This window comes from Streptomyces olivaceus (assembly GCF_000721235.1).
Taxonomy (GTDB): domain Bacteria; phylum Actinomycetota; class Actinomycetes; order Streptomycetales; family Streptomycetaceae; genus Streptomyces; species Streptomyces olivaceus.
Genome location: NZ_JOFH01000001.1, coordinates 26225 through 44713, shown reverse-complemented (window position 1 = coordinate 44713; position 18489 = coordinate 26225). Strand labels below are relative to the sequence as shown.

The 18489-nt window shown below is 73.7% G+C and carries 18 protein-coding genes and 1 pseudogene; 7 read left to right on the top strand and 12 right to left on the bottom strand.

Annotation, left to right across the window (positions count from 1 at the left end):
• Positions 1–31: 31 nt before the first annotated feature.
• The 3 genes from IG94_RS0100205 to IG94_RS0100195 are packed head-to-tail and all read right to left on the bottom strand — an operon-like array spanning position 32 to position 3571.
• The gene (locus IG94_RS0100205; protein WP_031029028.1) at positions 32–385 is read right to left on the bottom strand and encodes a UBP-type zinc finger domain-containing protein; all 354 of its coding nucleotides are present in this window, start codon (positions 383–385) and stop codon (positions 32–34) included.
• Positions 386–425: 40 nt separating this feature from the next.
• Positions 426–1883, bottom strand: a complete 1458-nt coding sequence (locus tag IG94_RS0100200) for an ATP-binding protein (RefSeq protein ID WP_211269648.1) — start codon at positions 1881–1883, stop codon at positions 426–428.
• A gap of 11 nt (positions 1884–1894) precedes the next feature.
• Complete coding sequence (locus IG94_RS0100195) at positions 1895–3571, bottom strand: NAD(P)/FAD-dependent oxidoreductase (RefSeq protein ID WP_031029022.1); 1677 nt, start codon at positions 3569–3571, stop codon at positions 1895–1897.
• Positions 3572–3777: 206 nt separating this feature from the next.
• On the opposite strand from IG94_RS0100195, the gene IG94_RS0100190 reads away from it, so the two are divergent.
• A complete protein-coding gene (locus tag IG94_RS0100190; RefSeq protein ID WP_031029021.1) occupies positions 3778–4650 on the top strand; it encodes a universal stress protein in 873 nt (290 codons plus the stop codon).
• A gap of 90 nt (positions 4651–4740) precedes the next feature.
• On the opposite strand, the pseudogene IG94_RS38365 reads toward IG94_RS0100190, so the two are convergent.
• The 3 genes and pseudogenes from IG94_RS38365 to IG94_RS0100175 all read right to left on the bottom strand — a co-directional run bounded on the left by IG94_RS38365 (position 4741) and on the right by IG94_RS0100175 (position 7631).
• Positions 4741–5972: pseudogene (locus IG94_RS38365) on the bottom strand (DUF4032 domain-containing protein).
• A 196-nt stretch (positions 5973–6168) separates the two neighbouring features.
• Entirely contained in the window at positions 6169–6927 is a 759-nt protein-coding gene (locus tag IG94_RS0100180) for an MBL fold metallo-hydrolase (protein ID WP_031029018.1), read from the bottom strand.
• Between the two features lie 77 nt (positions 6928–7004).
• The gene (locus tag IG94_RS0100175; RefSeq protein WP_031029014.1) at positions 7005–7631 is read right to left on the bottom strand and encodes an alpha-ketoglutarate-dependent dioxygenase AlkB; all 627 of its coding nucleotides are present in this window, start codon (positions 7629–7631) and stop codon (positions 7005–7007) included.
• Positions 7632–7811: 180 nt separating this feature from the next.
• On the opposite strand from IG94_RS0100175, the gene IG94_RS0100170 reads away from it, so the two are divergent.
• The gene (locus IG94_RS0100170) at positions 7812–8435 is read left to right on the top strand and encodes a TetR/AcrR family transcriptional regulator (RefSeq protein ID WP_031029012.1); all 624 of its coding nucleotides are present in this window, start codon (positions 7812–7814) and stop codon (positions 8433–8435) included.
• Between the two features lie 25 nt (positions 8436–8460).
• Positions 8461–10134 carry an FAD-binding dehydrogenase gene (locus IG94_RS0100165; RefSeq protein ID WP_031029011.1) on the top strand — a complete coding sequence of 558 codons (1674 nt, stop codon included), beginning with the start codon at positions 8461–8463 and terminating at the stop codon, positions 10132–10134.
• Positions 10135–10215: 81 nt separating this feature from the next.
• On the opposite strand, the gene IG94_RS0100160 is transcribed toward IG94_RS0100165, so the two are convergent.
• From IG94_RS0100160 to IG94_RS0100150, 3 genes are all read right to left on the bottom strand, one after another.
• Positions 10216–10569, bottom strand: coding sequence for a DUF488 domain-containing protein (locus IG94_RS0100160; RefSeq protein ID WP_031029009.1), 354 nt, complete (start codon positions 10567–10569; stop codon positions 10216–10218).
• A 100-nt stretch (positions 10570–10669) separates the two neighbouring features.
• Positions 10670–10921 carry a WhiB family transcriptional regulator gene (locus IG94_RS0100155; protein ID WP_031029007.1) on the bottom strand — a complete coding sequence of 84 codons (252 nt, stop codon included), beginning with the start codon at positions 10919–10921 and terminating at the stop codon, positions 10670–10672.
• Between the two features lie 111 nt (positions 10922–11032).
• Entirely contained in the window at positions 11033–11956 is a 924-nt protein-coding gene (locus IG94_RS0100150) for a LysR family transcriptional regulator ArgP (protein ID WP_224326234.1), read from the bottom strand.
• A 69-nt stretch (positions 11957–12025) separates the two neighbouring features.
• Here IG94_RS0100150 and IG94_RS0100145 point away from each other — a divergent pair, with 69 nt between their 5' ends.
• Complete coding sequence (locus IG94_RS0100145; RefSeq protein ID WP_031029005.1) at positions 12026–12640, top strand: LysE/ArgO family amino acid transporter; 615 nt, start codon at positions 12026–12028, stop codon at positions 12638–12640.
• Positions 12641–12929: 289 nt separating this feature from the next.
• Complete coding sequence (locus IG94_RS0100140) at positions 12930–14198, top strand: MFS transporter (RefSeq protein WP_031029004.1); 1269 nt, start codon at positions 12930–12932, stop codon at positions 14196–14198.
• 136 nt (positions 14199–14334) lie between these two features.
• Here the strand turns inward: IG94_RS0100140 and IG94_RS0100135 are convergent, their stop codons facing one another.
• The 3 genes from IG94_RS0100135 to IG94_RS0100125 form a co-directional block, all read right to left on the bottom strand.
• On the bottom strand, positions 14335–14790 hold the full coding sequence (locus tag IG94_RS0100135; RefSeq protein ID WP_031029003.1) for a cyclic nucleotide-binding domain-containing protein: 456 nt from the start codon (positions 14788–14790) through the stop codon (positions 14335–14337).
• A 283-nt stretch (positions 14791–15073) separates the two neighbouring features.
• Positions 15074–16552 carry an aminotransferase class I/II-fold pyridoxal phosphate-dependent enzyme gene (locus IG94_RS0100130; RefSeq protein WP_031029002.1) on the bottom strand — a complete coding sequence of 493 codons (1479 nt, stop codon included), beginning with the start codon at positions 16550–16552 and terminating at the stop codon, positions 15074–15076.
• Between the two features lie 73 nt (positions 16553–16625).
• Positions 16626–16841: a hypothetical protein gene (locus tag IG94_RS0100125; RefSeq protein ID WP_031029000.1), complete on the bottom strand. Its 216-nt coding sequence runs from the start codon at positions 16839–16841 to the stop codon at positions 16626–16628.
• A 167-nt stretch (positions 16842–17008) separates the two neighbouring features.
• Here IG94_RS0100125 and IG94_RS0100120 point away from each other — a divergent pair, with 167 nt between their 5' ends.
• On the top strand, positions 17009–17455 hold the full coding sequence (locus IG94_RS0100120) for an ATP-binding protein (protein ID WP_031028999.1): 447 nt from the start codon (positions 17009–17011) through the stop codon (positions 17453–17455).
• Between the two features lie 187 nt (positions 17456–17642).
• The gene (locus IG94_RS0100115; RefSeq protein ID WP_031028998.1) at positions 17643–18488 is read left to right on the top strand and encodes a SigB/SigF/SigG family RNA polymerase sigma factor; all 846 of its coding nucleotides are present in this window, start codon (positions 17643–17645) and stop codon (positions 18486–18488) included.
• Position 18489 lies beyond the last annotated feature (1 nt).

Sequence of the window (18489 nt, the reverse complement as noted above, 5' to 3'; positions counted from 1 at the left end):
GGAACGCCGGTCGGCGGTGCGGTGGGGACGGTCAGCGGTGCAGTGCGGCGGCCCAGTCCGGCGGGACCCGGCCCGCCGGTCCCGGGGCCGGCTGGTCCTCGGGGTGGCCGGTCGGCGGGGCCAGCCGCGGACCGGACTCGCGCACCTCGTTGGCCGCGTAGTCCCAGTACCAGTCCTCGCCCGGCTCGTAGCTCTGCACCACAGGGTGCCCGGTGGAGCGGAAGTGCTCCGTCGCGTGCTGTCCGGGCGAGCTGTCGCAGCAGCCTACGTGGCCGCAGCCCGCGCAGCGCCGCAGGTGGAACCACCAGCCGCCGGCCGCGTCGCACTCGGCGCAACCGGTGCCGCTGGGCGGGGCGGTGGGGTCGATTCCGGTGTCGCTGGTCATGCCGTCTCCTCTCGTGGCGTCCGCCGGGCCGGTGCGTCCGCTACGTCTGCCGGGACTGCTCGGCCGGGGGCGCCGGGGCGGGTTCGGGGGCGGTGAGCGGCAGGAGCACCTGGAAGCGGGTGTCGCCGGGCTCGGACTCGACCTGGAGGGTGCCGTGGTGCTTGTCGACCACGATCCGCCAGGAGATGTCCAGGCCGAGCCCGGTGCCCTCGCCCACCGGCTTGGTGGTGAAGAACGGGTCGAAGATGCGCTCCCGGACCTCCGGGGCGATCCCGGTGCCGGTGTCGCGGAACTCCACCAGCAGCCGGTCGTGGAGGAGCGCGGTCCGCACGGTCAGTGTGCCGTCGCCGCCCGCCGCGTTCACCGCCGCGACCGCGTTGTCGACCAGGTTGGTCCACACCTGGTTCAGCTCCGCCGGGTACGCCGGAATCCGCGGCAGCGTGCGGTCGTACTCCTTGACGACCCCGATGCGCGGGCCGATCTTGCCCGACAGCATCAGCAGGGTGCTGTCGAGGAGTTCGTGGACGTCGACCGTGCGGTAGGGCGCCCGGTCCAGCTGGGCGTACTGCTTGGCCGCGTCCACCAGGTGCGAGATGCGGGCGGTGGAGTCCGCGATCTCGTTCATCAGCAGCTCGGTCTCCACGGTGTAGTTGAGCCAGCCGACCGCGCCCGGCAGGATCTCCGCGTCCACGGCCGCCGCGACCTGCTCCAGCCACTCGGTGTCCAGACCGGCCTGCACGAAGGTCGGCGCGAGTTGCCAGCCCTGCTCGATCCCGTGGTCCTCCAGCCAGTCGCCCAGGGCGTCCTCCCGGTCCGCGGCCTCCAGCGGGCTGAGCGAGGGCGCCTTGGCGACCCGCTCCGCCGTGCGCTCCTGGATCTCGACGAGCCCCGCCAGCGCGTCCCGGGAGAACGGGCCCTCGGCGATCACGGCCAGCTTGTGCCGCATCTTCGCCACCCGTTCGCGCAGCGTCGCCGTGGCCCGTACCGAGGCCGCCGCCGGGTTGTTCAGCTCGTGGGTCAGACCGGCCGACAACGAGCCGAGCGCGAGCAGCCGCTCCCGCTGTCCGATCGCCCGCTGCGTGTTCTTGGAACCGAAGAACAGCCCCTCCAGCAGGTGCACCGCCATCGGGAACCACTCGCGCATCACGGCCGCGAACGTGTCCGCCGGCAGCACGAAGAACCGCGTCGGCGCGGTCACCCGCATCGAGTTGGTGTAGACCTGCGGCACCCGGTCACCGACGTACGCCTGCATCGCGCCCGCGTACACCCCGCGCTGCGAGGTGCGGTTGGTCTCCACGTCGTCCGCGCCGACCCGGCGGGACAGCACGACCGATCCCTCCAGCACGACGTAGAAGCAGGTGGCGTCCTCGCCCTCGGTGTACACCGGTCCGGACTCGAACAGCTCCACCCGGCCCTCGGCGCACAGCCGGCCCAACTGCTCGGGCGTCAGCTTCTCGAACAGGAACAGCGTCCCGATCTCCGCGGGGCTGCACGGCATCGGCCGCCCGCTCACGACTGCTCCAGGTACCGGTGGACGAGCATCACGGCCATGGCTCCCTCTCCGACGGCGGACGCGACCCGCTTCGCGGACTCCGCGCGGGCGTCGCCCGCCACGAAGACGCCCGGGACGCTGGTCTCCAGGTGGTACGGCGGCCGGTCCAGCTCCCAGTCGGCCGGCGGCCGCCCGTCCGGGGTGAGATCGGGCCCGGCGAGGATGAACCCGCGTGCGTCGCGCAGCACCGCGCCGTCCAGCCAGTCGGTCAGAGGGGCCGCGCCGATGAACACGAACAGCCACTGCGCGTCGACGCGTTCGGTGGCGCCGCTCCGCGCGTCGCGCAGCGTCAGCCGCTCCAGGTGGACGTCGCCGTGCGCGCTCTCGACGACCGTGCCGCAGCGCACGTGGATGTTGGGCGTCTCCTCGATCTGCTGGACCAGGTAGTACGACATCGACGCCGCCAGGGACTCGCCGCGCACCAGCAGGGTCACCGACTTGGCGCCCCGGGCCAGGAACATCGCCGCCTGCCCGGCCGAGTTGGCGCCGCCGACGACGTACACGTCGTGGCCCTGGCAGGAGGCCGCCTCGGTCAGCGCCGAGCCGTAGAAGACGCCGCAGCCCGCCAGTTCGTGCGTGCCCGGCGCGGTCAGCTGCCGGTAGGAGACGCCGGTCGCCAGGATCACGCTGTGCGCGGCGATCGCCGAGCCGTCCGAGAACCGGACGATCCGCGCCGCCCCGCCGGCCTCCAGGCCCGTCACCTCGCGCGTGGTGAGGATCTCGGCGCCGAACTTCGCCGCCTGCCGCCGGGCCCGCTCGGTGAGCTGCCCGCCGGAGACGCCGTCGGGGAAGCCGAGGTAGTTCTCGATGCGGGAGCTCTGCCCGGCCTGTCCGCCGGTCGCCGACCGCTCCACCAGCACCGTCCGCAGCCCCTCCGAGGCCCCGTACACGGCCGCGCCGAGCCCGGCGGGACCGCCGCCGACGACCACCAGGTCGTAGAAGTCGGCGGCCGGTGTCGTCGCCAGGCCCACCCGCGCGGCGAGGTCGGGCGCCTCGGGCTCCACCAGCGGGGTGCCGTCGGGGGTGATCACCACGGGCAGCCGCTGACCGTCCTGTCCGGCCGCCGACAGCAGCCGCCGTCCCTCGGGCCCGTCGGAGGGGTACCAGCGGTAGGGCACCTGGTTGCGGGCCAGGAACTCCCGTACTTCCGAGGACCGCGCCGACCAGCGGTGCCCGACGACCTTGGTGCTGGGCACCGGCCGGTGGTCGCCGGCGCGCCAGGCCTGCAGCAGGTCGTCCACGACCGGGTACAGCTTCTCCTCGGGCGGGTCCCAGGGCTTGAGCAGGTAGTGGTCCAGGTCGACGACGTTGATCGCGTCGATCGCCGCGTTGGTGTCGGCGTACGCGGTCAGCAGCACCCGCCGGGCGGCCGGGTAGACGTCCAGCGCCTGCTCCAGGAACTCGATGCCGTTCATCTGCGGCATCCGGTAGTCGGCGAGGAGCACGGCCACCAGGTCGCCGCGCAGCTTCAGCTCCCGCAGCGCGTCGAGGGCCGACTCGCCGGACTCGGCGCGCACGACGCGGTACGCGGCGCCGTAGCGCCGGCGCAGGTCACGGGCGACGGCGCGGGAGACCCCCGGATCGTCGTCCACGGTCATGATGACGGTCCGCGTGGTGCCGGCGGCCTGTGTCATACGTCCCCCACGTCGAGCGGCCGGGTTCACGGCCCGGCGTCCCCGTCACCGCACCGGCCTGAGATCCATCGTATGTTCGATCGCGGGTCCTCGCCCGGGCAGCGCGGGGAAGGCGTCCGTCCCCCGCCCGCGGTGCGGCGGCCGGAGGGGCTTGGGGAAGACTGGGCCCCATGAACGACGCGACCGCGACACAGGGAGGGACCCGTATGACGCGCCCGATCACGGCAGGCGTGGACGGTTCGGAGGAGAGCGTGGCCGCACTGGCCTGGGCGGCGCGGGAGGCGGTCCGCCGCCGGGCTCCGCTGCACGTGGTGCACTCCTGGCACCACGAGACGCAGGAGGCGGCCGGCGCGGGGGGCCGGGACGCGCAGGAGCGGTGGGTGCGCGACGCCGTCGCCGGGGCGGTGCGGACCGTCACCGAACGGCACCCGGAGCTCACGGTGACCACCGAGGTCCGCGAGGGCGACGCGGTCGCCGCGCTGCTGGCCGCCGCGGCCGGCGCCGAGACCCTGGTGCTCGGTTCGCGCGGCCACGGTGCCGTCGTGGGCTTCCTGCTCGGCTCCGTCGGCCAGCAGGTCATCGCCGGGGCGGGCGGGCCGGTGGTCCTCGTGCGGGCCGGTGACGAGGCGGCGGGGGAGGCCGCGGGCCGCGAGGTCGTGGTCGGCCAGCAGGGGGAACCGGAGGACAGCGCCGACGTCATCGGCTTCGCCTTCGAGGCGGCTGCCGCGCGGGGCGCGACCGTACGGGCCGTACGCGCCTGGGCCCTGCCGACGGTGTTCACCTACAGCCCGGGTTCGATGGCGCTCGCCGACGAGGCCGGGGGCCTGGAGCAGTACGAGCGCAAGGCGCTCGGCGAGGCCCTCGGACCCTGGCGCGAGCGGTTCCCCGACGTCCCGGTCGTCGAGCACGTGGAGATGGGCAGCGCGGGCCAGGTGCTGCTGTCGGTGGCCGCGAACGCCCAGCTCATGGTCGTCGGCCGCCGGGCCCGCCGCACCGCCGTCGGCGCCCGGATCGGGTCGGTGGCCCACGGCGTGCTGCACCACGCCGCCTGCCCGGTGGCGGTGGTCCCGCACACGTGACGACCGCGGTGCTTCCGCACGGGTGAGGACCGCAGCGTCCGCGCCCGCGGGCACCGCGGCGGCCCGCCCACGTGAGGACCGGTACGCCGGTCACTCCGTGGCGGGCCGCAGGGTCTCCCGCGCCCCTGGCAGGATGCTGGTGAGGTAGTCCTCGACGGCCGTGTCCAGGCCGATGTCGTGCTGGGCCCGTTCGGAGAGGTACCAGCGGTGCTCAAGCAGCTCGTGGTAGATCTCCGCCGGGTCCATCGCGCCGCGCAGCTCCACGGGCACGGCGCGCACGGTGGGCCGGAACACCTCGCGCACCCAGCGGTGGGCGAGGACCTCCGGCCGGGCTCCGAGGGGGTCGCCCGGGGCGTAGTCGTCCTGGGTGGCCATCCAGCTCTCCAGGTCGTTGAGCAGCCGCCTGGCCTGGTTCTCCTCGGTGTCCAGGCCGGTCAGGCGCAGCAGCTGGCGCTGGTGGTGGCCGGCGTCGACGACCTTGGGCACGAAGGTGACCGTGTCGCCGTTGGACGCGTGCTCGATCTGCATCTCGGCCACGTCGAAGCCGAGGTCGTTGAGCCGCCGGATGCGGCGCTCGATGTAGTGGTACTTGCCCGCCGGGTAGACGGAGGTGCGGGTCAGCTCCTGCCACAGGGTGCGGTAGCGGGCGCAGATCTCGGTGCCGAAGTCGACCGGGTCGACGGAGGGGTGCAGCGCCCCGGAGGCCTCCAGGTCGAGGAGCTCGCCGCTGATGTTGACCCGGGCGAGGTCGAGGTCGTAGTCCCGCTGCCCGTCGCTGAGCCGCGGGTGCAGGTCGCCGGTCTCCGCGTCGACCAGGTAGGCGGCGTACGCGCCCGCGTCCCGCCGGAAGAGCGTGTTGGACAGTGAGCAGTCGCCCCACGCGAACCCGGCCAGGTGCAGCCGGACCAGCAGTACCGCCAGGGCGTCCATCAGCCGGTGCATGGTCGCCGGGCGCAGCGTGGTCTCGAACATCGACCGGTACGGCAGCGAACCGCCGAGGTGCCGGGTGACGAGCACCGGTTCCAGCGACTCGCCGGCGGCGTCCGTGCGGCCGGTGACGACGGCCAGCGCGTCCACCGCCGGGATGGCGAGCCGGTCCAGGTCCCGCAGCAGCTGGTACTCGCGCAGCGCGGGCCGTTCGGCGAGTTCCTTGACGGCGATGACCTCGTCACCGGCGCGCGCGTAGCGGACGACGTGCCGGGAGATGCCGCGCGGCAGCGGCACGAGGTACTCCTCGGGCCACTCCTCCAGCGGCGTCTGCCAGGGCAGTTCGAGCAGGAGCGCGGGGCCTCCGGGTTGGTGGCGCTGATCTGCAAGGCCATGCCCCGACTCTAGGGGGCGTCGTTTGGATCTTGCCGGGGGCCGCGGGGCCCGGCACGCACATCTGCGGCGTTGTCGTCGGTTGCCAGGGCTCCGCCCTGTCGCCCTCCTCCGCCTTGCAGCTGCACGCACCAGACCCCGCTCGGGTCGGCTGGAAAGCGCTGTTCCCCGGAGCCGACCTGATCCAAACGACGCCCCCTAGAACGGGCTCCGGGACTCCCGTTCGCGGGCCTCGGCCGCGGCGTCCTTCAGCGGGCCCCGGTGCGCGGGGCCGTGTCCCGGGAGCAGGAGGTCGCCCTCCAGAGCAGCGAGGACGTCCAGCGAGGCCGTCGCGCGTGCCCGGTCGTGGTGGAACAGGCCCGGCAGCAGCTGCGGTCCCCGCACCCGGGAGATGGCGTGTCCGCTGACCAGCGCGTCGCCGGAGATCAGCACGCCCGCCTCGGGCAGGTGGTAGACGCAGTGGCCGTCGGTGTGGCCCGGGGTGTGCACCGGCACGGGCCGGCCGGGCAGATCGAGGGGGCCGCCGGCCGCGAAGGGCGCGGGCGCGGTCACCGGGTGCTGCTCGGTGCCGCCGGAGCGCAGCACGTGGACCGTCCACGGCAGCACGCCCGGACGCCACGCGTTGCGCAGGACGGTGCCGACCGACACCTGCTGGAGGAAGTCGCGCCGCGCGTGCGGTACCTCGGCCTCGTGCAGCAGTACCGGAGTGCCGTGGGCGGAGCGCAGGTACTCCGCGGAGCCCAGGTGGTCGTTGTGGGCGTGGGTGATCAGCACCGCCGCCACCGCGTCGGGCGAACTCCCGACGGCCGCCAGGGAGTCGAGCAGCAGCCCCCGGTCACCGGGATAGCCGGTGTCGACGAGGGTCACCGCGTCGCCGTCGGTGAGGATCACCCAGTTCGTGTGGCCGCCGTGCACCAGGTAGGTGTTGTCGGCCACTTGCCGTACGTCCGCGCTCATCGTCTCCCGCGTTCCAGGTCGGTTGCCCCGCGGGGAACAGCCAATCAGACCCGGGGACGGGACCGGACCTCCGGTCCTCAGCGCACGCCGTGCGGGCGGAACTGGATGCTGATGCGGGGGCCCGCCGCGCGGCTGCTCTTGGGCACGCAGTGCTCCCAGGTGCGCTGGCAGGAGCCGCCCATCACGATCAGATCGCCGTGGCCCAGCGGGCGGCGCACGGTGTCCCCGCCGCCAGCCGGGCGCAGCAGCAGGTCCCGGGGCGCGCCGACCGACAGGATCGCGACCATCGTGTCCCGGCGCGCGCCCCGGCCGGTCCGGTCCCCGTGCCACGCCACGCTGTCCCGGCCGTCCCGGTAGTGGCAGAGCCCGGCCGTGGTGAACGGCTCGCCCAGTTCATCGGCGTAGTGCGCGGACAGCGCGTCGCGGGCCTCGGCCAGTAGTGGGTCCGGCAGCGGGTCGGGTGCGCCGTAGAACGCGAGCAGCCTGGGTACGTCGACGACACGCTCGTACATCGCCCTGCGCTCCGCGCGCCAGGGCACCCCGGAGGCCAGCCGCTCGAACAGCGCGTCGGCGCCGCTGAGCCACCCGGGAAGCAGGTCGATCCAGGCCCCCGAGCCGAGGCGGGTACGGCGCAGCCCGTCGAGCGGGGCGAGCCGGACCTCGTCGGTCTGGTCGAAGAGCGAGCCCTGGAGGTGCATGGTCATGCGACCAGCGTACTCCTTGTTCGAAAGTGTGTTCTAAATAGGAACAGGAGTGTCGCGGTTCTCTGATCCGGCCGGTCGCCGCGCACTCTTTCGATACACCGGTGTATCCGATACATTCATGCATCCAACGCCTACGCGAGCAGAGGCGTGCGCGCGTCGAACGGACCGAGGAGGCACGGCATGGCGGCGGGGCCGACGGCCGGGCGGGTGACCAGGCGTCGCGTGCGCACCCGCGCGAACCTCCTGGACGCGGCGTTCGAGGTGTTCGCCGCCAAGGGGTTCGGGCGCGTGTCGATCGAGGAGGTCTGCGACGCGGCCGGCTACAGCAGGGGCGCCTTCTACTCCAACTTCGACAGCCTCGACGAGCTGTTCTTCGCCCTCTACCGGCAACGGGCCGACATGATCGCCGAGCAGGTGGCCACCGCCCTCGCCTCCGACGGCCCCGGCCTCGACGTGCCGGCCGCCGTGGACCGGGTCACCGAGGTGCTGCTCCTGGACCGGGACTGGCTCCTGGTGAAGACGGACTTCCTGGTGCACGCCGCCCGGGACCCGGAGGTCGCGCGGACCCTGCTGGAACACCGGGCCCGCCTGCGCCGGGCCGTCGCCGACCGGCTCGCCCGGGCCCGCGGGCACACCGCCCTGCCCGCCGTACTGGGCTCCATCGACGGCGCCGCGCACGCCGTGGTCGCCGCCTACGACGGGGTCACCACCCAGCTGCTCCTCGACCGGGACGTCGATCACGCCCGGACCTGGCTGGGACAACTGCTCACCGCGCTGCTCACCGACGGCAGCACTCGTCACTGACGGACATCGGGAAGGGACGGTCGTCATGGATGCCGACGTCATCGTGGTCGGAGCGGGCCTCGCGGGCCTGGTCGCGGCCCACGAGCTGACCAGCCGGGGCCGGAGGGTCCTCCTGGTGGACCAGGAGAACGCGGCCAACCTCGGCGGGCAGGCCTTCTGGTCCTTCGGCGGCCTCTTCCTCGTCGACTCGCCCGAGCAGCGCCGCCTCGGCGTCACGGACTCCTTCGACCTGGCCTGGAACGACTGGCAGGGCAGCGCCGGTTTCGACCGGACCGAGGACGAGGACTCCTGGGCGGTGCGCTGGGCCAGGGCGTACGTCGAGTGGGCGGCGGGGGAGAAGCGGTCCTGGCTGGCCGGGCACGGCATCACCTTCCTGCCCACCGTCGGCTGGGCCGAGCGCGGCGACCTGCGGGCCGGCGGGCACGGCAACTCCGTGCCCCGCTTCCACATCGCCTGGGGCACGGGCACCGGTGTCGTCGAGCCGTTCGTGCACCACGCCAGGCAGGCCGCGCGCGACGGACTGCTCACCTTCCGCCACCGCCACCGCGTCGACCACCTCGTCACCGAGGGCGGCACCGTGCGCGGCGTGCGGGGTACCGTCCTCGCCGAGGACCACTCGCCCCGCGGCGTGCCCTCCGGCCGGGAGGCGGCCGGCGAGTTCGAACTCGCCGCGCAGGCCGTGATCGTCACCTCCGGCGGCATCGGCGCCGACCACGACATCGTCCGGCGGCACTGGCCCGAGCGCCTCGGCACCCCGCCCGCCCAGATGGTCACCGGCGTCCCCGCCTACGTCGACGGACGCATGCTCGGCATCAGCGCCGAGGCCGGGGCACGCCTGGTCAACCGCGACCGGATGTGGCACTACACCGAGGGCCTGCGCAACTGGGACCCGATCTGGCCCGGTCACGGCATCCGCATCCTGCCCGGACCGTCGTCCATGTGGTTCGACGCCCTCGGCCGCCGGCTGCCCGAGCCGTACCTGCCCGGCTACGACACCCTCGGCACGCTCCGGCACCTGCGCACGGCCGACGGCCTGGCGGGGCACGACCACTCATGGTTCGTCCTCACCCGGCGGATCGTCGAGAAGGAGTTCGCACTCTCCGGCTCCGAGCAGAACCCCGACATCACCGCCAAGGACCGCGCCGGATTCCTGCGCACCCGGCTCCTCGGCAAGGGCGCCCCGGGGCCGGTCGACGCCTTCCTGCGCAAGGGCGCCGACTTCGTGACCGCGCCCAACCTGGAGCAGCTCGTCGACCGGATGAACGGCCTGACCGACGAACCGCTCCTGGACGCCGCCGCGCTGCGGCGCCAGATCGAGGCCCGCGACCTCCAGATGGCCAACCCGTACGCCAAGGACGCCCAGGTGCAGGGCATCCGCAACGCCCGCCGCTACGTCGGCGACCGCCTCGGCCGGGTCGCGGCGCCGCACCGCATCCTCGACCCGGCGGCGGGGCCGCTGATCGGCGTGAAGCTGCACATCCTCACCCGCAAGACGCTCGGCGGCATCCAGACCGACCTGGACTCCCGCGCCCTCGGGGCCGACGGCACGCCCGTCGAGGGCCTGTACGCGGCCGGCGAGGTGGCCGGCTTCGGCGGGGGAGGAGTGCACGGGTACAACGCGCTGGAGGGCACCTTCCTCGGCGGCTGCCTGTTCTCCGGCCGCGCCGCGGGCCGGGCGGCGGCCCACCAGACCGGCTGAGGGAGGCCGACTGAACGGAGACCGGCCGAGGGGACGGGGCGAGCGCCGGACGGGACCGAGCGCCGGACGGGCCGCTCCGCCTCACTTCTCGCCGAGGAGGCGGAGCAGCACCGCGGCCTGGCTCTCCCCGGGCGACTTCGACGCCGTCAGGAGCGTCACGTCGCCCTCGCGGGCCAGTTCCCGGACGTGACCGAGGAGTTCGGCCGCTGAGGGGGCGGCCAGCTCGGCCTCGTAGCGCTGGGCGAACTCCGCGTAGGAGCCCTCGCCGGCGTGGTACCAGCGGCGCAGCGCCGTGGACGGGGCGAGATCCTTGGGCCACTCGTCCACGTGTGCCGAGTCCTTCGCCATGCCGCGCGGCCACAGCCGGTCCACCAGGACCCGTACGCCGTCGCCGGGTTCGGGCGGGTCGTAGACGCGGCGCACTCGCACACTCATGGCCGGACCCCTTCCTGCGTGACGGCTTCCTGCGTGACGGCGGCCGCACCCGCCGTCGGCACCCCTTCGAGCCTACGCTCGCGGCCGGGCTCGCGGCGCGTCAGCCTGAGCGCCGGCGCGCGGACTCGCGCCGCCTGAGCGCCCGGCGTTCCAGTTCGCCGGTTCCGCCCCAGACGCCCAGGGTCTGCCCGGTGTCGAGCGCCCACCTCAGGCACTGCTCCTGGACCGGGCAGGTCCGGCATACCGCCTTCGCCTGCTCGGTCTGCAGAGCGGCGGGTCCGGTGGTGCCGATCGGGAAGAAGAGGTCGGGGTCCTCCGTGCGGCATGCGGCGTGCTCTCGCCAGTCGTCCATCAAAGTCACCTGCGATCGGTATCGTTCGCGCCCTCGCGCATGGGTTGCTCCACTGCGGGTGACCTGTCGAGGGCGGGGTGAAACCGGCGGACCCGGGCTCGTGCCGTGCGGTTACCGGCGCAGTGCCTCGGTGGCGGCCGCCAGCACCGCGTCGGCCACCGCGGCCAGGGCCGGCGAGTCGAGCTTCCACTGCTGCCAGTACAGCGGCACGTCCACCGCGAGGTCCGGGGCGAAGTCGACCAACCGGCCGGTGCGCAGCAGGGGTTCGGCCTGCGGCTGCGGCACCATGCCCCAGCCCAGACCGGCGGCGACGGCCTCGACGAAGCCCTCCGAGGTCGGCACGTAGTGCCGCGCGCCGCTCGCGCCGCCGTGACCGAGCCGTCGCGCGAAGCCGTCCTGGAAGTCGTCCCGCCGGTCGAAGACCACCACGGGTGCGCCGGCGATCACGTCGCGCGGTGGCCCGTCCAGGTGCCGGGCGGCGAACTCCGGGGCGGCGCAGGGTAGATACCGCATCCGGCCCAGCGAGCCGACCGTGCAGCCCGGCACCGGTTCGGGCGACGACGTCACCGCCGCCATCACCACCCCTTCCCGCAGCAGCGCCGCCGTGTGGCTCTCGTCCTCGCGGCGCAGCTCGAAGCAGATCCCGGGCTCCCGGGGGAGGCGGGTGAGGGCGGGCAGGAACCAGGTCGCCAGCGAGTCCGCGTTCACCGCCACGGACACCCGGGTCGGCGCGCCCTGCTCCCTCAGCCCCAGCTCGGCGGACGCGTCCCGCTCCAGCCGCGCCACCTGGCGCGCCAGCCGCACCAGCACCGCGCCGGAGTCGGTGGCGCGCACCGGCTTGGTGCGCAGCAGCAGCACCCGCCCGGTGCGCTGCTCCAGGGCCTTGACCCGCTGGCTCACCGCGGACGGCGTGACGTGCAGCGCCGCGGCCGCCGCGTCGAACGTGCCCTCGTCCACCACGGCCAGCAGGGTGCGCACCTGGTCCAGCGGCAGGTCGGCGAAGACCGGCGCCCGGTTCTGGTTCTCCGTCATCATCACGATCCCTAAGGATACGTAAGAATCTTTAGCTGTACGTCCGGTGATCGCCGTCCTAGCGTCGCGAGTATGACCAACGCCCTCACCGCCGCGGCCGCGGGCTTCGGCACCGGCCTCTCGCTCATCGTGGCCATCGGAGCCCAGAACGCCTTCGTCCTGCGGCAGGGGATCCGCCGCGACGCGGTCCTCGCCGTCGTCGGCATCTGCGCGCTGTCCGACGCCCTGCTCATCGCCCTGGGCGTCGGCGGGGTCGGTGCGGTGGTGGTGGCCTGGCCGGGCGCGCTGACCGCGATCGGCTGGATCGGCGGCGCCTTCCTGCTCTGCTACGGGGCCCTGGCCGCCCGGCGCGTGTTCCGGCCGTCCGGTGTGCTGCGGGCGGACGGCGACGCGGCGGGGTCGCGCCGCCGGGCGGTCCTCACCTGTCTCGCGCTGACCTGGCTCAACCCGCACGTCTACCTCGACACCGTGTTCCTGCTCGGTTCCGTCGCGGCCGACCGGGGCGCGCTGCGCTGGACCTTCGGGCTGGGAGCCGTGTGCGCCAGCCTGGTCTGGTTCGCCGCGCTGGGCTTCGGCGGCCGTTACCTCGGCAGGTTCCTGGCCCGGCCCGCGGCCTGGCGGGTGCTCGACGGGCTGGTCGCCGCCACGATGATCGCCCTCGGAGCCTCCCTCCTCGCCGGTGCCTGAGCGGACGGGACGCACCGTGCGGGTCCACCCCGCTCGAACGGAGCTGCGATAGTGATGCTCGCGGCAGAAGAAGATGTATCGAGCACGTAGGAAGCGCGTGGACACCAGCGAGAGCAGTGACGAGAGCGGTACCCGGCCCTCGGGCGGCGCGTCGGCGGATACCGGACCGGCGGGCGGTGCGTCCGCGAGCACCGGACCGACAGGCGGCGCGCCGGCGGGCACCGGGTCGGCAGTTGGTGCGCCGGCGGGTACCGGACCCGCGGGCAGCGCGTCGACGGGCGCCGGACCGGTGGCGACGGAGTCCGGTTCCGACCCGTCCGGGCGGCGCGGCTGGCGCCGCTGGGCGATGGACACCCGCCCCCTGCGCCGCCCGGCCTACCGCAGGCTGTGGTCCTCCACCGTCGTCACGGCGGTGGGCAGCCAGCTCACCGCGGTCGCCGTGCCCAAGCAGATCTACGACATCACCGGCTCCTCGGCCTGGGTCGGCGCCGCGAGCCTCGCGGGCCTGCTGCCGCTGATCGTGTTCGCGCTGTGGGGCGGCGCGGTGGCCGACACCATGGACCGCCGCAAACTGCTGCTGATCACCAACACCGGCATCGCGGTCACCTCGCTGCTGTTCTGGGTACAGGCGGTCACCGGTCTCGAGTCGGTGGGCGCGCTGATGCTGCTGCTCGCTCTGCAACAGGCGTTCTGGGGTCTGAACGCACCGGCCCGCAACGCCTCCATCGCCCGCCTGGTGCCCGAGGGCGAGCTGCCCGCCGCCAACGCCCTCGGCTCGACCGTCATGCAGACCGGACAGGTGGTCGGCCCGCTGCTGGCGGGCGCGCTCATCCCGGTGATCGGCCTGCCCGAGCTGTACCTGATCGACGCCCTGGCGCTGTGCGTCACCGTGTGGGCGGTCTACAAGCTGCCCGCCCTGCCTCCACTGGCCGGCACCGCGGTCCGGCGTGCGGGTGTACGCGAGATCGTGGCCGGCTTCCGCTACATCGCCGGGCACAAGGTCCTGCTGCTGTCCTTCCTGGCCGACATCGTCGCCATGGTCTTCGGCATGCCCCGCGCCCTGTTCCCCCAACTCGCCGCCGAGACCTACGCCCCCTACGGCGAGGGACTCGCCCTCGGCCTGCTCTTCGCCGCGATCCCCGTCGGCGCGGTGGCCGGCGGGCTGTTCTCCGGGACCTTCTCGCGGGCCCGGCGGCACGGCTGGATGGTGATCGGCGCGGTCGTCGTCTGGGGCGCCGCCATCGCTGGCTTCGGACTGAGCGGCAGCCTGTGGCTCGCGGTGGCCTTCCTGGCCGTGGCCGGCGTCGCCGACATGGTCTCGATGGTCTTCCGCGGCGCGATCCTGCTGTCCGCGGCGACCGACGAGATGCGCGGGCGCATGCAGGGCGTGTTCACCGTCGTCGTCGCGGGCGGCCCGCGGCTGGCCGACGTCCTGCACGGCAGCGCGGGCTCGGCGGCGGGGGCGCGGGAGGCGGTGACCGGCGGCGGCCTGCTCGTCGTCGCCGTGATGCTGGTCCTCGCGGTCGCGATGCCGGCCCTGCGCCGCTACCGCGTCTGACTCAGGGGGCGTCGTTCGGATCGTGCCGGAGCCGAGCGGGGCCCGGCACGCACTTCCCCACTGCCCTCAAGGCTCCAAACGACGCCCCCTGGCCGCAAGGGGCGGGGCGCGCGGACCTCCGCGGTCGGGCACGGTCTCACAGGGGGCCGCGCCCGTGCAGGGCGTAGTGCTCCATGAGGCGGCCGCGGGTGTTCTCCAGGCGGTGCGCGAGGATCTCGGCGACCGACCGCACCAGGACGATGCCCAGCTGCGGGTCCTCCTCGCACAGCGTGAGCACCGTGGACGCGTCGAACTCGTAGGCGCGTACCGGGCTGAAGGCCTCGGCGCCGAAGTCCCACTCGTAGGGCGGGAACAGCCAGGACCAGCCGAGCAGGTCGCCCACGCCGAGACTGGCGACCGTGACCCGCTGCACGGCCGTCACCTGCTGGGTCAGGGAGACCGCGCCGGAGCGGATGACCCAGAAGCGGTCGGCCCTCTCGCCCGCCTCGAAGATCCGGTCGTCCTCCGGGAAGGCGACCTCCCGGGCGAGGGCCGTCAGCCGTTCGCGCTGCGGAAGGGGGAGGGCGGTCAGGAGTTTGATCGCTTTGGTCATGACACGGGGCTCCTCGCCGGCGATTCGGTTCCGGGGCTTTCCCTGTGTCCATTTCAGTCGCCGACGGCGTTCTGAGCACCTCGGCGGTCGGCAGATCCCGTACGAATTCCGTGCCGAATCGGCGAACGCCTGCACGCGGGTGTGAAAAAGCCCTGGCTGGACGGGGGAGACCAGCCAGGGCCGTGAGCGGTGGCCGCGGAGGACATCCCGGTCGACTCCGCCACCACGTATGGGTGAACGCTAAACCATCACTGGTGGTTCCGCGAACCGCGAGTGACGCGTCTCACTCCTCTCCCGCCGCCACGACCCGGATCGTCTCCAGAGCCGGGTCGCTCGGGTCCGGCAGGTACATCCCGGCGTCCAGGCCGCTGCGCAGGTAGCGCAGGACCGGCCCGGCCAGTCGCTCGCCCGGCAGCACGGCCGGGATGCCGGGCGGGTACGGGGTGATCATCTCCGCCGCGATCCGCCCGGCCGCCCGGCCCAGCGGAACGTCCTCGGTGGGCCCGAAGAACGCGTCCCGGGGCAGCCGCACCTGCGGCATCCGCAGTCCGGACGGCGACGGCACCTCGACCCGCGGGCCGCTGTCCAGGCCGGGGGCGGCCCGGGCGAGGTCCTTCAGCGCGGCGAGCAGTTCGTCCGCCGTGTCCCGGTCGTCGCCGTGGGTGAGCTGCGCGCCGATGCGCCGGTGGTCGGTGATGTGCGCCACGACGCCGCGCTCGGCGCGCAGCCAGTCCGCCGCCCGGAAGCCCGAGACGCCGAGCCCCGACAGGTCGATGATCACCGGCAGTGGATCGAAGCCGTGGGCCGCGCCCGGGCCGCAGAAGTCGTCCCGGTCGTTGACGTGCATGCCGTCGATCTCCTCGATCGCCGCGCGCACGCTCCCCGCCAGCGCCAGTGCGCCGCCCACCAGTTCGTGTCCCCGCAGCGCCATCTGCCGGCGCCAGCCGTCGAGGCCGGCGAAGATCAGCGCCGACGGGCTGGTGGTGCCGAGCAGGTCCGCCCGCATGCCGAGGAGCTTCGGCGGCACCAGGTCACCGCGGAGATGGAAGACGGACCCCTGCTCCAGACCGCTGCCCATCTTGTGGATGCTGGTGACGCAGATGTCGGCGCCCGCGTCCATCGCCCACGACGGCAGATCGGGGTGGAATGGCAGGTGCGCTCCCCAGGCCTCGTCGACGATCAGCGGTGCCGAACGCCGGTGGCAGACCTCGGCGATCGCCCGCAGGTCGGCGCCGGCCCCGTACGGTGTCGGGCTGGTGACCAGGGCGCCCTTGGCCTCGGGGCAGTCGGCGAACGCCCGCTCGAACGCCTCGGCGGACGGCGGATGGGCCAGATGCCGCTCCGCGTCCCACCGGGGCTCCACCCACACGGGCTCGATGCCGGACAGGACCAGTCCCGAGACCACGGACTTGTGCGCGTCCCGGCCGATCAGCAGCCGCTCGTGCGGCCCCGCGACCGCCAGCATCGCCGCCTTCACCGACAGGGAACTCCCGCACGTGGAGAAGAACGTGTGATCGGCGTGGACGGCGTCCGCCATCAGCTCCTGGGCGCGCTGCAGCACCCGCCCCCGGGTGAGCCGGTCGTCCAGGCCCGCGGTGACCAGCACGTCCCCGTGGAACACGGCGTCGCCCAGCACCTCCCGCACCGCCGGGTCGGCGCCCCGCGCCTGCTTGTGGCCGGGCGGAGTGAACGCCAGCCGTCCCTCGCGGCCGTATGCGGCGAGGGCTTCCAGAACCGGTGCTCGGGTGTGGTCGACCGTCATGCCGAGCCGGTTTCCCGCCCGGCACTCCGTCAATCAATCCGTCCCGCGGCCCCTCGTCCCGCCCCGAGGTCCCTCACCCCGAGCTGCGGCCCGGGGTGAGCACCTCGTCCAGCACACGCACCACGGCCTCGTACGCCACCGCCCGCACGGCGGCGTCCCGGGAACCCTCCTGGTCGGTCGGCCGCAACTCCTCGCTCCTGGCCCGCCAGCTCCGCCTCTCCTCCAGTGCACAGGACCTCGCCCGGTGCATGCGGCGCAGCAGTTCGTCCGAGTCCACAACATCCGTCATACGGTCCGCGTACCCCCGCGCGGCGCCCGGATGGCCGTTGGGCCGTAAGGAGGGCCGAAGGTTTGCGGTCTCCGGGACCGGTGAGCCGAAAGTGACGGGGACGCGGCGGCCGCCCGCCGTGCGGACCGGCCGGACACGGCTCGTGCAACCGATCAGGGAGCTGACGGATGGCTGACAGGAACACGATCGAAACCGTCGTCGGGCAGCGCGACGTGTACCGGCACCGGCCCTACTGCCCCCGCCGGCCCGCCGACGCGCGCCGCGCCGTCGAACGCGCCGTCACCGGCCGCCGCGGCCTCGTCGGCGGGCAGCCGTGCGACGCGGACGCCGTGTCGGACGCCGTTCTCGTCGCCTCGGAGCTGACCACCAACGCGATCCTGCACGGCGGCGGCATCACCGACTTCCGGGTCGAGGTCGAGAGCCTCGGCGTGCGCCTTTCGGTGTGCGACCGGAGCCACGACCTGCCGGTGGCCCTGCCGGCCACCGACGAGCGCGGCCGGCGCCGCCCCGGCGGCCGGGGCTGGCCGATCGTCTGCCGGCTGGCACTCGACGTACGGGTGGCAGATCTTCCCTCGGGAGGCAAGTGCATCACCGTGGTTGTTCCGCTGTCCTGATGACTTTTCGAAAAGCGGAGTTTGTACCCCTGGCACAGGGGCAGTCGCAGAGTCGTGCTTCGGACCGGAGGCGCAGCAGCGGGAGCGGTACGGCTGCTTCGGTGCTCCGGGTCCCCCCGGGGTGACCCGGAGCAGCGCCCGTTCCCGCGGCAAGTCCCCTGAGACCACCGTTCAGGAGCGAATCCGCATGCTCGCAGAAACGCCCACCACCCGTCCCGACACGCCGACGGCCACCACGGCTGCCACAGGCGCCGCCCGCCGTCGGCACGACGACGCCCCCGACACCATGGCGCTCTTCGGCCGCTTGGCGGACCTGCCCGAGGGGCCCGAGCGAGAGGCCCTGCGCGACGAACTCGTGACGCTCTGGCTCCCCATGGCCCACCGCATCGCCGGACGCTTCCGCGACCGCGGCGAGTCCCTGGAAGACCTGCGCCAGGTCGCCGCGCTCGGCCTGGTGAAGGCCATCGACCGCTTCGACCCGGAGCGGGGAGCCTTCGAGAGTTACGCCGTGCCCACCATCACCGGCGAGGTCAAGCGGCACTTCCGGGACCGGATGTGGGCGCTGCGCGTGCCCCGCCGGGTCCAGGAGCTCCGCAACAAGGTGCGCGTCGCCCGGCGTGAGCTCACCCAGAACCCCGGGAGCCCCGAACCCTCGGTGGCCGCCCTCGCCGCGCACACCGGACTGACCGAGGACGAGGTCGGCGCCGGCATGGAGGCGCTGGAGAGCTTCAGCACCCTGTCGCTGGACGCCGAGCTGTCGGCCGGCGACGACGGCTACAGCCTCGCGGACACCCTCGGCGCCGCCGACGCCTCCTACGACACCGTCATCGACCGCGAGTCGGCGAAGGAGGGCCTGCGGCGGCTGCCCGAACGCGAGCGCGCCATCCTCTACATGCGGTTCTTCGAGGACATGACACAGAGCCGGATAGCGGACCAGCTCGGCATCTCGCAGATGCACGTCTCGCGGCTCATCAGCCGCAGCTGCGCCCGCGTCCGCGACGAGGCCACGGGGCAGCGGACGGTGCGCGGCTGAG

Bases quoted from the DNA above. Each gene is read 5' to 3' on its own strand.
- IG94_RS0100205 (WP_031029028.1), bottom strand. From the start codon at position 385: ATGACCAGCGACACCGGAATCGACCCCACCGCCCCGCCCAGCGGCACC.
- IG94_RS0100200 (WP_211269648.1), bottom strand. From the start codon at position 1,883: ATGCCGTGCAGCCCCGCGGAGATCGGGACGCTGTTCCTGTTCGAGAAG.
- IG94_RS0100195 (WP_031029022.1), bottom strand. From the start codon at position 3,571: ATGACACAGGCCGCCGGCACCACGCGGACCGTCATCATGACCGTGGAC.
- IG94_RS0100190 (WP_031029021.1), top strand. From the start codon at position 3,778: ATGACGCGCCCGATCACGGCAGGCGTGGACGGTTCGGAGGAGAGCGTG.
- IG94_RS0100180 (WP_031029018.1), bottom strand. From the start codon at position 6,927: ATGAGCGCGGACGTACGGCAAGTGGCCGACAACACCTACCTGGTGCAC.
- IG94_RS0100175 (WP_031029014.1), bottom strand. From the start codon at position 7,631: ATGACCATGCACCTCCAGGGCTCGCTCTTCGACCAGACCGACGAGGTC.
- IG94_RS0100170 (WP_031029012.1), top strand. From the start codon at position 7,812: ATGGCGGCGGGGCCGACGGCCGGGCGGGTGACCAGGCGTCGCGTGCGC.
- IG94_RS0100165 (WP_031029011.1), top strand. From the start codon at position 8,461: ATGGATGCCGACGTCATCGTGGTCGGAGCGGGCCTCGCGGGCCTGGTC.
- IG94_RS0100160 (WP_031029009.1), bottom strand. From the start codon at position 10,569: ATGAGTGTGCGAGTGCGCCGCGTCTACGACCCGCCCGAACCCGGCGAC.
- IG94_RS0100155 (WP_031029007.1), bottom strand. From the start codon at position 10,921: ATGGACGACTGGCGAGAGCACGCCGCATGCCGCACGGAGGACCCCGAC.
- IG94_RS0100150 (WP_224326234.1), bottom strand. From the start codon at position 11,956: ATGATGACGGAGAACCAGAACCGGGCGCCGGTCTTCGCCGACCTGCCG.
- IG94_RS0100145 (WP_031029005.1), top strand. From the start codon at position 12,026: ATGACCAACGCCCTCACCGCCGCGGCCGCGGGCTTCGGCACCGGCCTC.
- IG94_RS0100135 (WP_031029003.1), bottom strand. From the start codon at position 14,790: ATGACCAAAGCGATCAAACTCCTGACCGCCCTCCCCCTTCCGCAGCGC.
- IG94_RS0100130 (WP_031029002.1), bottom strand. From the start codon at position 16,552: ATGACGGTCGACCACACCCGAGCACCGGTTCTGGAAGCCCTCGCCGCA.
- IG94_RS0100125 (WP_031029000.1), bottom strand. From the start codon at position 16,841: ATGACGGATGTTGTGGACTCGGACGAACTGCTGCGCCGCATGCACCGG.
- IG94_RS0100120 (WP_031028999.1), top strand. From the start codon at position 17,009: ATGGCTGACAGGAACACGATCGAAACCGTCGTCGGGCAGCGCGACGTG.
- IG94_RS0100115 (WP_031028998.1), top strand. From the start codon at position 17,643: ATGCTCGCAGAAACGCCCACCACCCGTCCCGACACGCCGACGGCCACC.